The sequence below is a fragment of the Arthrobacter sp. UNC362MFTsu5.1 genome (assembly GCF_000685965.1).
Lineage (GTDB): Bacteria > Actinomycetota > Actinomycetes > Actinomycetales > Micrococcaceae > Arthrobacter.
In genome coordinates, this window is record NZ_JMLE01000025.1 from 22038 (window position 1) to 36551 (window position 14514).

Below are 14514 nucleotides of genomic sequence, written 5' to 3' on the forward strand. Positions count from 1 at the left end.
AGGGAACTACGGGTGCTACTGCCAGGACCGATGGAGTGCTGCAATGACCCCAGAGATTTCTTCCGCCCTGCCCACCCTTGCCCGGATTCCGTCCGAGGCAACCCCACAATCCACTTCGGACGCGACGGCGAACGAAGCAGGGCTGCGTGACGCGCCCGGCTCCTCTCGCGGCTCTTCGGGATGGTCCCTGACCGAGCCCACGGACGGCGCAGTGCACGGCGTCCCCATTGACGGACCGGCGCGTCACCGCAGTACCACCCAGGTTGAATTCTGGGAAGAACAGGCCCTCCGCCTCGACTGGGCTGAGCCCTGGCACACAGCCCACCGGCGCGTACCGGCAGACCTGGATGCCGGCACCGGCCCGGACATCACCTGGTTTGAAGGCGGCAAGCTCAACGTCTCCTACAACTGCGTGGACCGCCATGTTGCGGCAGGCCGCGGCGACAAGGTGGCGCTGCACTTCGAGGGCGAGCCCGGCGACCGCAGGGCCATCACCTACGCCGAACTGCAGCGCGAAGTGGCGAAGGCTGCCAACGCGCTCGTGGCACTGGGCATCACCCAGGGCGACCGCGTGGTCATCTACCTTCCGGTCATCCCCGAAACTGTCATCATCACCCTCGCCGTGGCACGCATCGGCGCCATCCATTCCCTGGTGTTCGGCGGCTTCTCCGCCGAGGCGCTGAAATTCCGCGTCGAGGATACCCGGGCCAAGCTCCTGGTCACCACGGACGGCCAGTTCCGCCGCGGCGTGGCCGTACCGGTCAAGGACAACGCGGACGCCGCTGTGACCGGGGACAACGCAATCGAGCACGTCCTGGTGGTCAACCGCACCACCCCTGCCGACCAGCTCGCAACCGTCCCCATGACCGCCGGCCGCGACGTGTGGTGGCACGACGCCGTCGGGCAGGCCTCCGACAACCACGAACCCGAAGCGTTCGACGCCGAGACGCCCCTCTTCATCATGTACACCTCCGGGACCACCGGTAAGCCCAAGGGCCTGGTGCACACCTCCGGCGGCTACCTGACGCAGGCGTCCTGGAGTTTCGAGCACCTGTTCAGCAACCCGGACCCGGCGCTCCGGGACCGGGACGTGCACTGGTGCACCGCCGACCTCGCCTGGGTCACGGCCCACACCTACGAGATCTACGGCCCGCTCTCCAACGGCGTCACCCAGGTGATCTTCGAAGGCACCCCGAACACTCCGCACCCGGGCCGGCACTTCGAGATCATCGAGCGCTACGGCGTGACCCAGTACTACACCGCGCCCACCCTGGTCCGCTCGCTCATGGGCTGGTTCCCGGACGGCGTGCCGGACAGCTACGACCTGTCCTCCATCCGGATGCTGGGCACCGTGGGCGAAGCCGTGAATCCCGAGGCCTGGCGCTGGCTCCGCCGGAACGTCGGCGCCGGCACCGCCCCCGTGGTGGACACCTGGTGGCAGTCCGAGACCGGCGCCACCATCCTCTCCCCCGCCCCGACCGACGCCGAGTTCAAACCCGGCTGCGCCGCCCGTCCGCTGCCCGGCGTCAGCACCCGGATCGTGGACGACGCCGGCAACACCGTGCCGCCGGGCGTCCAGGGCTTCATTGTGGTGGATTCCCCCGGCCCGGCCATTGCCCGCACCGTGTGGGGCAACCCGCAGCGCTACTTCGATTCGTACTGGCGCAAGTACGCCGCGCAGGGCTGGTTCCTCGCCGGAGACGGTGCCAAATACGACGACGACGGCGACATCTGGATCCTGGGGCGGGTGGATGACACCCTCAACGTCTCCGGCCACCTGCTGTCCACGATCGAAATCGAGTCCGCGCTCGTCTCCCACCCGGCCGTCGTGGAAGCGGGCGTCTGCCCGGTGGCAGACCCCAAGACCGGCCACGCGATCGTCGCGTTCGTGGTGCTGAAGGGCGGGGTTCCGACAGAGGTGGCCAACGACCTCCGCAACCACGTCGCGAAAGAGATCGGGCCCATCGCCAAGCCGCGCGACGTCGTCGTGGTTCCTGACGTGCCCAAGACCCGCAGCGGCAAGATCATGCGCCGGCTGCTCACCCAGCTTTTCGAGGGAACCGCCCTCGGCGACACCACATCACTCCAGAACGAGCCGGCAATCGCCGGCATCCAGGATGCCCTGGCCGGCTACGCCGCCACCGTCCCGGCATCTCCCCTCAACGGACAGAAGTAAAGGACAAATCATGAACGACATCAGCAACGTTGCCCGTCTTTCCGAGCCGCTCAAGTTCGCCTACTGGGTGCCGAACGTCTCCGGCGGCCTGGTGGTCTCCACGATCGAACAGCGCACCGGCTGGGACTTCGACTACAACAAGAAGCTTGCACGGATCGCCGAGAACTCCGGTTTCGAGTACGCCCTGACGCAGACCCGGTATGCCGCCTCCTACGGTGCGGACAAGCAGCACGAAGCCACGTCCTTCAGCCTGGCGCTGCTGGCGGCCACAGAGCGGCTCAAGGTCATCTCGGCCGTCCACCCCGGCATGTGGCACCCCGGTGTGCTCGCCAAATACATCATCACCGCGGACCACATCTCCAACGGCCGCGCCGCCGTCAACATCGTCTCCGGCTGGCTCAAGAACGAGTTCACCAACTTCGGCCTCGAATGGCTCGAACACGACGAACGCTACGTCCGCACCGAGGAATTCATCAAGGTGCTCCGCGGCCTCTGGACCGAGCAGGAATACAGCCAGTCCGGCAAGTACTACAACATCACCGACTTCACCCTGAACCCGGCGCCGGTGGACGTTCCGGGCCGGGCCCACCCGGAGATCTTCTTCGGCGGCAACTCCACGGCGGCCCAGGCCACGGCCGGCCGCGTGGCCGACTGGTACTTCTCCAACGGCAAGGACCTGGAGGGCTTCAAGGAGAACATTGCGGGCGTGGTCGCGGCTTCGGGCGAGACCCGGCGCGGCACCGAGGGCGGTCTGCCAGCCGCTTTGCCCTCTCCGCGGTTTGGCCTCAACGGCTTCGTCATCGCCCGCGACTCCGAGAAGGAAGCCCGCGACACCCTCCGCGAAATCGTGGAAAAGGCGCACAAGCCCGCAGTCCAGGGCTTCCGCGACGCCGTCCAGGAAGCCGGCGCGTCCACCAAGGACGGCAAGGGCATGTGGGCCGACTCAAGCTTCGAGGACCTGGTCCAGTACAACGACGGCTTCAAGACCCAGCTGATCGGCACCCCCGAGCAGATCGCCGAACGGATCGTGGAGTACAAGAAGATCGGCGTGAACCTGTTCCTCACCGGCTACCTGCACTTCCAGGAGGAAGTGGCCGCTTTCGGCCAGGACATCCTGCCGATCGTCCGCGAACTCGAGGCGGACCTTGCCCGTAAGCACGGCACCGAACTGGACCTTTCCCAGACCCCCGTTGCTTCCGTGGGGGTGGCCGCGTAATGGCTGACCGCAAGTTCGGTTTCCGCACCCGCGCGCTGCACGCCGGCGGCACCCCCGATGCAGAGCACGGCGCCCGGGCAGTGCCGATCTACCAGACCACCTCGTTCGTGTTCAAGGACACCCAGGACGCCGCCAACCTCTTCGCGCTGCAGAAGTACGGCAACATCTACTCCCGCATCGGCAACCCCACGGTGGCCGCGTTCGAAGAGCGCATCGCTTCCCTGGAGGGCGGCATCGGCGCTGTTGCGACGTCGTCGGGCATGGCCGCGGAATTCATCACGTTCGCTGCACTGACCCAGGCCGGCGACCACATCGTGGCGGCCTCCCAGCTGTACGGCGGCACCGTCACCCAGCTCGATGTGACCCTCCGCCGTTTCGGTGTGGACACCACATTCGTCCCCGGCACGGATCCGGCGGACTACGCCGCCGCGGTCCGGGAGAACACCAAGGCGATCTTCGTCGAGGTGGTGGCCAACCCGTCGTCGGAAGTCCAGGACCTTGACGGGCTGGCAAAGGTGGCGCACGACGCCGGCATCCCCCTAGTGGTCGACGCCACCTTGAGCACGCCGTACCTCGTGCGGCCGATCGAACACGGGGCGGACATCGTGATCCACTCCGCCACCAAATTCCTGGGCGGACACGGCACCACGCTGGGCGGCGTGATCGTCGAAAGCGGCCGCTTCAACTGGGGCAACGGCAAGTTCCCCACCATGACCGAGCCCGTGGCCTCCTACGGCAACGTCTCCTGGTGGGGGAACTTCGGCGAGTACGGCTTCCTGACCAGGCTCCGCTGCGAGCAGCTGCGCGACATCGGTCCGGCCCTGTCACCGCAGTCCGCCTTCCAGCTGCTGCAGGGCGTGGAAACCCTCCCCCAGCGCCTGGACGAGCACCTGAAGAACGCCCAGGCCGTGGCCGAATGGCTTGAGGCCGACGAGCGGGTGGCCTACGTGAACTTCTCCGGACTGCCCTCGCACCCGCACTTTGAGCGCGCCAGGAAGTATCTGCCGCTGGGCCCGGGGTCCGTGTTCTCCTTCGGCGTGAAGGGCGGCCGCGCCGCCGGGCAGAAGTTCATCGAATCCCTGCAGCTGGCCTCGCACCTGGCCAACGTGGGCGACTCCCGCACCCTGGTGATCCACCCCGGCTCCACCACCCACCAGCAGCTGAGCCCCGCCCAGCTCGAATCCGCCGGCGTCCCCGAAGACCTGGTCCGCATCTCCGTGGGCCTGGAAGACATCGACGACATCCTGTGGGACCTGGACCAGGCGCTGGAGGCGGCGTCCTCCTCGGTGGTTGAGCCTGTCGAAACCTGCACGATCGGAGCAATCGCATGAGCGCAGAATCCAGGACCTGGGAAGGCCCTACCGCCCCGGAACGGCTGAACCTGCTCCGGCAGGCAAAGTCCATTGCCATTGTGGGCGCCTCTGACAAGCCGTCGCGGGCCAGCTACTTCGTGGCCACGTACCTGCAGTCCTCCACGCGGTACAAGGTGTACTTCGTGAACCCCGTTGTTAAGGAGATCCTTGGCCAGCCTACCTACGCCTCCCTGGCCGACCTTCCCGAGAGCCCGGACATCGTGGATGTGTTCCGCAAGCACGACGACCTCCCGGGCGTCCTGGACGAGGCCGTCGCCGCGGGCGCCAAGACACTCTGGCTGCAGCTGGGCTCGTGGCACGAGGACGTGGCCAAGGAAGCCGAAGCCGCCGGGCTCGACGTCGTGATGGACCGGTGCGTCAAGATCGAGCACGCACGCTTCCACGGCGGGCTCCACCTGGCAGGCTTCGACACAGGCGTTATTTCCTCGAAGCGGCAGGTACTGGCCTAAAGCGGCCCTCGCCGCCTGGCGTCTACCGCAGCTTGCCGAGCCAGCGGCTGATCGGATCCAGGGAAGAGTCCAGCGCGGAGTCGAGCAGGCCCGTGCTGGACTTTTCCTTCTTCCGGCCGGACTCGCCGCGAACCTCACTGCCTTCCTCCGGAGCCGGAGCGGCTTGTTCCGAGAGCATGCCACCCTCCTGCAGGGAGCCCTGACCGGACTGTTCGTCCGCTGAAGCATCACTCTTGCCTGCGCGTTGGCTGTCGGCATCCGGCTGCCCTGCTTTGCCATGGCCGGAAGCCGCGCCGGGAGCCCAATCCGAACCCTTCACAGGCGGAAGCTCGCGGGTATCGGGCGGCGTTGCTGCCGATTGTCCTTTGGCGTGCTCCTGGGCCGCCGGGGGTGCCGGCGGTTCGGCCGGCCCGTCTACGGCTGAAGGACCCTCGTGGTCAAGCTGCAGGAAGAGCGGAGAAACCCACCCCGCCGGTCCGTCCTGGCCAGTAGCGGCCGGGGCGAGGGGAAGCGTCCAGTCCGGGGCCCAGTCCGTCGTCAGCTGCTGGACGGACCAGAGGCCGGAGCCGTCTTCCGATACCTGGCTGGTGGCGGCCACACCGGTCACTCCGAGACCCATGCCGGCAAGAACGGCAAGGCCCACGACCGTGGGGCGGTGCTGGCGCAGCCAACGCTTCCGGGTCAGTTCATCCCGCGGACCGGCCAGCATGGCAGCAAGTTCGGCCCCGGGAGCGGGAACCGGCATCTGTGCCAGCGAAGCTATGGACAGGAGGGCGGCCCTGAGTTCGGGCACGTCCGTGTGGCCGGCGTCGAGGAGAAGCCGGTCAACGGTCCCACCAGAAAAGTCATCCCTGGTTGTCATGGCGCTACATAGTCCTTTACGGCCGAATGTTCACGGAGTCTGTCCAAAGCACGTCGCTGAAGCTGTTTGACGGCTCCGGCACTCTTCCCCATGATTTCGGCCACTTGCTCCACCGTAAGATCAGCAATGATCCGCAGGGTCAGCACCTCTTTTTGGTCCTCCCCCAGGACCTCAAGCAGCTCAAGCACTTCTCCCGGCGCTACCAGCAGCATTGCCGCGGCTTCAGCCGAGGTGGCTTCCCGCCGGTCAAATTCCGGTTCGAACGGTTGTTTCGGCGGTGTCCGGCTTTGCCTTCGGTGATCATCGACCATCCGGGCATGGGCCACCGAGAACAGGAAGGTCCTCAGCCCGCTGGCGCCGCCGCTAATGGTGTCTATCCGGGGCAGGACAGCCAGGAAGACATCCTGCATGGTGGCCTCCGGATCCTCGACGCCACGTGCGGTCAGGTATCCCAGTACCTGCGACGCATAGCTCCGGTAGACCAGGTTGAACAACTCGCCATCTCGGCCCTTGAGGGCCCGCAAGGCATCGTCGGTCAGTGCTTCGGTCACGGACGTGGGCTTTCGTTCAAGGGAGATGGCTACATCATTGTATGGCCATCATGTGGCGGCTGTGGGTTGAACCCGCTCAACAACTTTACCCCGGGTAAAGAAGGGGAAAGCCCACAAAGACCGCGCACTCCTGGGCAGGCGCCCTGCTGAACCGGCCCCGGACAAAAAAGAGCCAGGCCGGAAACATGATGGGGGACAGTTCCGGCCCGGCTCTCTTTTTGCAGTCAAGCGCCAGGTTCGAACCTGATGGGGGACAACTTCGAACCCGGCGCTTTCATAGTGGTAATCGTCACGGCACGGTCCAGGGTTACGCGGAATCCAAAAAACTTTCAAAAAAGTTTTCAGCCCCCGTCCGGGCCCCGTTCCGGCGCCGGACCAGGGGCGGAACAGCCTGCCTGCGACACGGCCGGAACCGCCTCATCGGATGCTGGCATTCAGGTATGCACTCAGTGTATAGATGGACGTGTGAACAACTCCCTCACGCTGCTGGGCCTCCTCAGCCGCCAGCCCAGCTACGGCTACGACCTCAAGCATTCCTACGACCGCTACTTCGGAACCGGGAAGGCCCTGGCCTTTGGGCAGGTGTATTCCACCCTCGCCCGCATGGTTCGCGACGAACTGATCAACGCCCTGGGCGGGGAGACTGGCGCCGGACCGGACCGGAAGAAGTACGAAATCACTGCCGCCGGCCAGGTCAAGGTGCACGAGTGGCTGTTCACGCCCGACGTTCCCTCGGAGTCCCTCCAAAGCAACCTGTTTGCCAAGACCGTGATCGCCTTACTGCTCGACGACGACGCCGACCGGCTGCTCGATGTGCAGCGCAGCGAACACATGGCCCGCATGCGTGAGCTGACCCGCCTGAAAAAGGACGCGGACCTGCTTCAGGTCCTGATGTGCGACCACGGCCTGTTCCACATCGAAGCCGATCTGCGCTGGATCGACCTTACGGGCGCCCGCCTGGCCCAACTCAAGAAGGAGCTCCAGAGCACATGAGCACGACTGGCACCCCGTCACCTATTCTCAGTGCCCGCGGCCTCCACCACTCCTTCGGGCAGACCAGGGCCCTGCGCGGAATCGACCTCGACGTCCAGCGCGGCGAAGTGCTCGCCGTCATGGGCCCCTCAGGGTCCGGCAAATCCACACTGCTGCACTGCCTGGCCGGTGTCCTGGTCCCCGACGGCGGTTCGGTGACCTACCGCCCCGCCGGTCGGTCACCGATGGAGACCAGCGCCCTCGGGGAGCCGAAACGGACCCGGCTGCGGCTGACCGATTTCGGGTTCGTGTTTCAGTTCGGCCAGCTGCTGCCGGAGCTCACGGCGGCGGACAACGTCAGCCTCCCGCTCCTGCTGGCCGGGACCCGGCGGCCGGAGGCGCTGCGCCGGTCCACGGAACTGCTGGAGCGCCTCGGCCTGGACGGGATGGCCGCCAGGCTGCCCGGCGAACTGTCCGGAGGCCAGGCCCAGCGCGTCGCCGTTGCCCGCGCCCTGGTGACATCCCCTGCCGTGTTGTTCGCCGATGAGCCCACGGGTTCGCTGGATTCCCTCGCTTCCGAAAACGTGCTGACTCTTATGCTCGAGCTTGTCCGCGAAGCGGGCACCACCGTTGTGATGATCACCCACGATGCCCGTACCGCCGCCTACGCTGACCGGGAGGTCATCGTGCGCGACGGCGGTACCGGTGCGGGATACCGGGTGACGGCGTGAATCCCGGATTGCTCAAACTGGCAGTCGTCGGCAGCCGGTCCGCCTACGGCAGGGTCGCCGGAATCGCCGGAGGGGTCGCCGTCGGAGTCTGCCTGCTGTTGTTGCTGTGGGGCGGCGCCAACGGGCTGAGCGCACGTGATGACCGCGGCGCCTGGCTGCGCGAAACCGGCCTGCCTTCCGTGGCCGCTCCCCTGACAGACGATCCGGCCGCTTCGGCGCCCGCGACGCCGGTGCCGCTGACCGCGGACACGGTGCTCATGGAGGCGAACCCGGTGGAGGTCTTCCGCGACCGGCTGATCAACCGCCGCGACGTCGCGGCCCTCGAGGCGACCACCGTCAAGATCCCCGGCATCGGCAGCCCTCCGGAACCGGGGAGCTACTTTGCATCCCCGGCGCTGCAGCGTCTGATCGAGTCAACTCCCCGGGACGAGCTCGGCGACCGTTTCGGGACGTTCGCCGGCACGATCGACGATGCTGCCTTGCCGGGACCTGATTCCCTGGTCATCGTCACGGGAGCAGCGGAAGCCCACCTCCGCCAGAACGGCAGGGCCTTCCTGGTGTCAGACTTCACGACCAACCCCTACGGTGGCAGCGCGGCCGCTTACAACACCGTGCTATCCATCGGGGCCATCGCGGTGTTCTTCCCCATTCTGCTCCTGATCAGCATTGTCACCGGCCTGGGTGCTGCCCAGCGCCGGGAACGCTTCGCGACCCTGCGACTCATTGGCGCTTCCCCGCAGGCAATCTCCGGGATCGCCGCCGTCGAAACCGCTGTCCCCAGCCTGATCGGGGCGGTCCTCGGCGTCGTGCTGGCCGCCGTCCTGCGGCCGGCTGCCGCACAGATACCGGTCAACGGCAGCAGGATGTTCGCCGCGGACCTGACCCCCGGCTGGGCGGTGACCGCAGCCGTCGTCGCCGTGGTGGTCACCGCCTCGGCGTTCGTCGCCGCGCACCGCACTGCCCATGCAGGCATCGGCCCCTTGGGCGTCACGAGGGCTGTGCACGAAAAGACCCCCACCATGTGGCGGAGCGTTCCCTTGCTGGCCGGCCTGGCCGCCATGATCACGGCTGTACTGATGATCCGGGTCATGGCGGTCCGGCTGCCGTGGTTGGAGTCCCTGCTCCTTGTCGGCGGCTTCGTGCTGGTCCTCGTCGGCATCGTGGTCATCGGCCCGTGGCTTACCCGGCTGGTGAGCCGGCTGGGGCTGCGCCGGGCACAGAGCGCGGCGGGAGTCATTGCCGCCAGCCGGATCCAAAAGACTCCGGTGGCGACTTTCCGTTCCGTATCCGGGCTGGTGATCGCCGTGTTCGTCGTGTCCGTGTTCGCCGGAGGATCCAGCATCGTCGAATCAACGCAGGCGCCTCCTGTCCGGCCGGGCCTCCTCCAGCCCACCAGCCTCCACGCGACCGTGGCCGCCGGACACACTCCTGGCCAGGTCGCGGACGCCGTCCGCGCAGCCAGGGAACTGCCGGGAATCCGGAACGCCACCATCGGCTACGGCCCGGCAGCCCTCTCCGAACGGGATGCCGGCCCGGAAATCTACCTTCGCGCCGCGGACGCTCCCGGCCTCGGGTTCGAGGACATCCCGGCAACAGAAACCGTCGCCGTCGATTCCTCGTTCCTCCAGTACTGGACGACGCAGCCACTGGCGCTGACCCCGGCGCCGGCCGCCACCCTGGACGGAATGGTGCCGGTGGTGATTGTGCTCGGCACCGACGGGACCCCCGAAGCCATGGACCGCGGCCGCACGGCATTGAACGGGTCAGGCGTCACGGCCATCCCGGCCACTGCCCGGCTGGACCTCCAACTGCAGTCCTCCACGCGCCTGATCCAGGGCCTGGCGGTGCTCGCCTACCTCGGCATGTTTGTCGCAATCGCCATAGCCGGACTGTCCCTGGCCGTCGCCACCGCCTCCGCCATCCTGGACCGGAAGAGAGTTCTCGGCCTGATGCGGCTGATGGGGATGCCCGTCTCGGTCCTGCGCCGGATCATCACGCGTGAGGCGGCCGTCCCGCTCCTGACCGTGGTGCTTCTCTCGGTCGGCCTGGGGTTCCTCGTGGCCTGGCTCATGGTGGCCTTCATTGACGACACGTACCGGGTGACGTGGCCTGCGCCCGAGTATTTCCTGGCCTTGGGCCTCAGCCTGGTCCTGGCCCTCGGAGCGGTCATCGCGACATTCAGCCTCATCCGCGGCAACACAGCGGTGACGGCCACACGCTTTGAATAGGGTCCGCAGCGCGGGCAGCACCAGCATTCCGGGCAGCTCCGGATTGCTGCCTGAGGGCCTGTCAGCGGCCTGTCAGCAGCCGGGACAGGGCTGATGCCAGCTCGGCGGCGTCCGGTCCGAGGCGCCGGCCGGTCTCGCGGGCCCGGTCCATCCGGCCGATGCGGAGATCGCTGTCGACGAGCAGGGCAACGAGTTCCAGCCGGGCTGCTCCGGCCATCGCGGCGGACGATGCAAGGCTCTGGGCGGCCGCGCTCGCAGCCTGAGGGTCTCCGCTGGCCAAGGCACCTGCCACATTGTTCACCCTGGAGGGCAGCAGGACCAGGAAAAGGTTAAGGAATTCAAGGAGCCGGCTTTGGGAATGGATGTCCCCGGCAAGCTCCTGCACGCGCATGGGGTCCAGGACCGGGGCCCTGTTGATGCGGGCTCGGTACCGCCGCGGCCCCTGCTCCAGCGTTGCGGCCCGGTCAGATTGCCGTGGTTCCGGAGCGGTCTTGTTCTTTCCTGACTTCACGCTGAGACCCATAACGTCCATCCCCTCCCGTTAGCGGTCCGGCGACTTGCCTGTGGAAGTCCACTTCCAGCGCAGCGCCGGTGAGTCCAAGATAGGGAGGAAGGGCGGGGACGGTCACGAGTGGCCGCTACCCGAAACACACCCGCCACCACCTGCATCATGAGCACCACTACGCATCACCCCGCAGCAGGCGGCATGGGTAGCCGCGGCTCGTCCGGACCGGGGGCAGGTTCCGATCCTGTAACGCTCCCGTGCCGGGGGTTTCGTGGGGCGGGCGCGGGTGTCAGGATACCGGCATGAGCGAGGAAGTGATGGCCGTCCCTGCCGCCGGTCCGGCAGCGACCCCCAAACATGTGACCGGTTTGATAAATCCACTGGGTTCCGCCGCGACGCGGGCCATGCGCGAGCAGGCCAGCCGGCGGCGGGATGCCGAAGCAAAACTGCAGCAGCACCTGCTTCAGATCCGCAACAAGCAGTCGGACGCCTAGCCGGCACCCACGGTTGCCGGCAGACGGGTTAACGACGGCGGCGGGCCACCTTCAAGGTGACCCGCCGCCGTCGAACGTCATACGTGCCCGTCAGTTCAGAGCCGTTAGTCGTTGATCAAGTCGTTGACCACGATGGTCTGGTCGCGGTCCGGGCCGACGCCGATGGCCGAGAATCGCGTGCCGGACAGCTTCTCGAGTGCCAGCACGTAGTTCTTGGCGTTCTCCGGCAGGTCCTCCAGGGTGCGCGCACCGGTGATGTCCTCGGTCCAGCCCTCGAAGTACTCGAAGATGGGCTTGGCGTGGTGGAACTCGGTCTGGGTCATGGGCATTTCGTCGTGCCGCACGCCGTCCACGTCGTAGGCCACGCAGACCGGGATCTGTTCGATGCCTGTCAGCACATCCAGCTTGGTGACGAAGTAGTCGGTGAAGCCGTTGACGCGCGAGGCGTGGCGGGCCAGCACGGCGTCGTACCAGCCGCAGCGGCGGGGGCGGCCGGTGTTGACGCCGAACTCGCCGCCGGTCTTCTGCAGGTACATGCCCATCTCGTCGAACAGTTCCGTGGGGAACGGCCCGGCGCCCACACGCGTGGTGTACGCCTTGATGATGCCGATGGAGCGCGAGATCCGGGTGGGGCCGATGCCCGAGCCCACCGACGCGCCGCCGGCGGTCGGGTTTGAGGAGGTCACGAACGGGTAGGTGCCGTGGTCCACATCCAGGAACGTGGCCTGGCCGCCCTCCATGAGCACAACCTTGCCCTCGTCCAGTGCCTTGTTCAGGACGAAGGTGCTGTCGATGACCAGCGGGCGCAGGCGTTCGGCGAAGGAGAGGAAGTAGCTGACGATCTCCTCGACCTCGATGTCGCGGCGGTTGTAGACCTTGACCAGGAGTTCGTTCTTCTGGCGGAGCGATCCTTCCACCTTCTGGCGCAGGATGGACTCGTCAAAAACGTCCTGGACGCGGATGCCCAGGCGGGCCACCTTGTCCATGTACGCCGGGCCGATGCCGCGGCCGGTGGTGCCGATGGCCCGGCTGCCCAGGAACCGCTCGGTGACCTTGTCCAGCACCTGGTGGTACGGGGCCACGAGGTGGGCGTTGGCGGAGACGCGGAGCTTGGAGGTGTCGGCGCCGCGGGCCTCCAGGCCGTCAATTTCCTGGAACAGGGCTTCGAGGTTCACCACGCAGCCGTTACCGATGATCGGAACCGCGTTCGGGCTCAGGATGCCGGCAGGAAGGAGCTTGAGCTCATACTTCTCACCGCCTACGACGACGGTGTGCCCGGCGTTGTTGCCGCCGTTCGGCTTGACCACGTAGTCGACGCGGCCGCCAAGCAGGTCAGTGGCTTTACCTTTGCCTTCGTCGCCCCACTGGGCTCCGACGATCACGATTGCTGGCATGGGATCCTCCCCCATTCGTTCGGGCCGCACCGCAGCCGGTTCACCGAGGTGACCGCCAGGGGACAGCGCCGTTCATGAGAATGCCCCGAATTCCACTGCCGCGCCTTTCCGGCCTGCTGACCGTCACGCGCAACGCAAGAGTTCCGGGGCTCTTACCACCCAAGTTTAGCCGATATGAGTGACAAGCACCGCTTTCGCCTGTTGGCGGAGCGGCTTCCCGCCGGGGCCGGGATTTGAGCCTGCATCGGGGGCGGCAAAGTGCCCGAGCGCTGCCGCCGCCCGGCATTTCGCTGGGCTTGATAGACTGGTAAGGATCGATCAGGAATCGGTCCACTCACACATTTTCAAACCACACCGTATATGGCGTGCCCGGTACTTGGCATGCCTTAATCCGGTCTGGCAGCGTCACCGATCCCGCAGGAGACACAGCAATACATGACAGCCCTGGCTACTGAATCTTTCCGCGAGCAGCTTCTGAGCCGCCGTTACGAACCCAACGTCGCAGTTGTCAACGAGCTGTGCGACACCTTCCAGAGCCTCAAGCCGGACACCGTGGTCCCGTACGTGGACCCGATGCACGACGTCGACGAGTGCCGCATCATCAGCCTGTACTCCAACATCGGCACCGCCGATGAATCCGGTTTCATCACCGCCGGCGACAGCGAAGCCGCCACCCGCATGCTCGGCGTGCAGTGGAAGCTGGGCCTTCGCCCCGAATTCGTCATGCCCTGGAACGTGCACCCGTGGCACATCCCCGGCGAGCCCAACGGCAAGTTCACGCCTGACCAGATTTCGGCCGGCCTCAAGCCGCTGCTGAAGTTCCTCGCGCTGGTGCCCCGCGCCTCCGTCATCGTGGCGCACGGCACCGAGGCCAACCGCCTGGCCCAGCTGCTCTTGAAGACCGAAGTGCCGCTGCTCTGGCGCCGCGGCCTGAAGACCTACAAGGTCCGTTCACTCAGCGGCCGCGCCTTTGCCGGCACTGAGGCCCGCCAGCAGCAGTACCTCGACGAAATGCACGTTGCGTACGCTGACGCCATGGCCCGCACCGGCCTCACCAAGGCGAACTAGCACCCCTGGACCAACAACGACGGCGGCTCCCCACCAGGAAGGGGGGGGAGCCGCCGTCGTCTGTTCAGTTGAGGTTTTCGCCGATGGCTGCCTTGGCAGTGGGATCGGAGTCATTGAGGAACTTCTCAATGCGCTCCGGTTCCTCCGCCTCGCCGATGGCGGACGCTGCACGGCCCAAGGAGTACAGGGCGCGCAGGAAGCCGCGGTTGGGCTCGTGCTCCCACGGGATGGGTCCCACTCCGCGCCAGCCGTTGCGCCGCAGCGAATCCAGGCCCCGGTGGTAGCCCACGCGGGCGTAGGCGTAGGAGTCGACGACCCGGCCCTCGTTCCAGGCTTCCTCGGCCAGGATGGCCCAGAGGAGCGAGGACGTGGGGTGCTTCGCCACAAGATCCAGTGCCTCCTGGCCGAGGGCCAGGTGCTGGTAGATCTCAGACTCCGCGGGCAGGAGCGTGGGCTCCGGGCCCATCAGGTTCCTGCGGAATTCGTCGGACATGA

At 66.7% G+C, this 14514-nt stretch carries 14 protein-coding genes; 9 read left to right on the forward strand and 5 right to left on the reverse strand.

Annotation, left to right across the window (positions count from 1 at the left end):
* Positions 1-43: 43 nt before the first annotated feature.
* Genes acs through BS38_RS0119055 form a run of 4 tightly spaced genes read left to right on the forward strand, consistent with a single transcriptional unit; the run spans position 44 to position 5214 of the window.
* Positions 44-2176 carry an acetate--CoA ligase gene (gene acs, locus BS38_RS0119040; RefSeq protein WP_028272245.1) on the forward strand — a complete coding sequence of 711 codons (2133 nt, stop codon included), beginning with the start codon at positions 44-46 and terminating at the stop codon, positions 2174-2176.
* A gap of 10 nt (positions 2177-2186) precedes the next feature.
* Entirely contained in the window at positions 2187-3392 is a 1206-nt protein-coding gene (gene sfnG / locus BS38_RS25690; protein ID WP_043439281.1) for a dimethylsulfone monooxygenase SfnG, read from the forward strand.
* Positions 3392-4723 (forward strand): O-acetylhomoserine aminocarboxypropyltransferase/cysteine synthase family protein, encoded by a 1332-nt coding sequence (locus BS38_RS0119050; RefSeq protein ID WP_028272246.1) that lies wholly within the window; start codon positions 3392-3394, stop codon positions 4721-4723. Before sfnG ends, BS38_RS0119050 begins: the two co-directional genes overlap by 1 nt.
* Positions 4720-5214, forward strand: a complete 495-nt coding sequence (locus BS38_RS0119055) for a CoA-binding protein (RefSeq protein ID WP_028272247.1) — start codon at positions 4720-4722, stop codon at positions 5212-5214. The genes BS38_RS0119050 and BS38_RS0119055 overlap by 4 nt, the downstream gene beginning before the upstream one ends.
* Positions 5215-5236: 22 nt before the next feature.
* Here the strand turns inward: BS38_RS0119055 and BS38_RS25695 are convergent, their stop codons facing one another.
* Both BS38_RS25695 and BS38_RS0119065 read right to left on the reverse strand, forming a co-directional pair.
* Entirely contained in the window at positions 5237-6076 is an 840-nt protein-coding gene (locus tag BS38_RS25695) for a hypothetical protein (protein ID WP_043439284.1), read from the reverse strand.
* Positions 6073-6627 carry an RNA polymerase sigma factor gene (locus BS38_RS0119065; protein WP_028272248.1) on the reverse strand — a complete coding sequence of 185 codons (555 nt, stop codon included), beginning with the start codon at positions 6625-6627 and terminating at the stop codon, positions 6073-6075. The genes BS38_RS25695 and BS38_RS0119065 overlap by 4 nt, the downstream gene beginning before the upstream one ends.
* Positions 6628-7092: 465 nt before the next feature.
* Between BS38_RS0119065 and BS38_RS0119070 the strand changes: the two genes are divergently transcribed.
* From BS38_RS0119070 to BS38_RS0119080, 3 genes are read left to right on the forward strand one after another with little or no spacing between them, the layout of a single operon-like run.
* Positions 7093-7620, forward strand: coding sequence for a PadR family transcriptional regulator (locus tag BS38_RS0119070; RefSeq protein ID WP_028272249.1), 528 nt, complete (start codon positions 7093-7095; stop codon positions 7618-7620).
* A complete protein-coding gene (locus BS38_RS0119075) occupies positions 7617-8330 on the forward strand; it encodes an ABC transporter ATP-binding protein (protein ID WP_028272250.1) in 714 nt (237 codons plus the stop codon). The genes BS38_RS0119070 and BS38_RS0119075 overlap by 4 nt, the downstream gene beginning before the upstream one ends.
* Positions 8327-10558, forward strand: coding sequence for an ABC transporter permease (locus tag BS38_RS0119080; protein ID WP_051629027.1), 2232 nt, complete (start codon positions 8327-8329; stop codon positions 10556-10558). The genes BS38_RS0119075 and BS38_RS0119080 overlap by 4 nt, the downstream gene beginning before the upstream one ends.
* Before the next feature lie 61 nt (positions 10559-10619).
* On the opposite strand, the gene BS38_RS0119085 is transcribed toward BS38_RS0119080, so the two are convergent.
* On the reverse strand, positions 10620-11069 hold the full coding sequence (locus BS38_RS0119085; RefSeq protein WP_197024993.1) for an Hpt domain-containing protein: 450 nt from the start codon (positions 11067-11069) through the stop codon (positions 10620-10622).
* A 296-nt stretch (positions 11070-11365) separates the two neighbouring features.
* On the opposite strand from BS38_RS0119085, the gene BS38_RS0119090 reads away from it, so the two are divergent.
* A complete protein-coding gene (locus BS38_RS0119090; protein WP_028272253.1) occupies positions 11366-11557 on the forward strand; it encodes a hypothetical protein in 192 nt (63 codons plus the stop codon).
* Between the two features lie 104 nt (positions 11558-11661).
* On the opposite strand, the gene BS38_RS0119095 is transcribed toward BS38_RS0119090, so the two are convergent.
* Positions 11662-12951 (reverse strand): adenylosuccinate synthase, encoded by a 1290-nt coding sequence (locus BS38_RS0119095; protein WP_028272254.1) that lies wholly within the window; start codon positions 12949-12951, stop codon positions 11662-11664.
* 435 nt (positions 12952-13386) lie between these two features.
* Between BS38_RS0119095 and BS38_RS0119100 the strand changes: the two genes are divergently transcribed.
* Positions 13387-14019, forward strand: a complete 633-nt coding sequence (locus tag BS38_RS0119100; protein WP_028272255.1) for a uracil-DNA glycosylase — start codon at positions 13387-13389, stop codon at positions 14017-14019.
* Between the two features lie 64 nt (positions 14020-14083).
* Here BS38_RS0119100 and BS38_RS0119105 read toward each other — a convergent pair whose 3' ends face one another.
* Positions 14084-14512: a DUF3151 domain-containing protein gene (locus BS38_RS0119105; RefSeq protein WP_028272256.1), complete on the reverse strand. Its 429-nt coding sequence runs from the start codon at positions 14510-14512 to the stop codon at positions 14084-14086.
* Positions 14513-14514 lie beyond the last annotated feature (2 nt).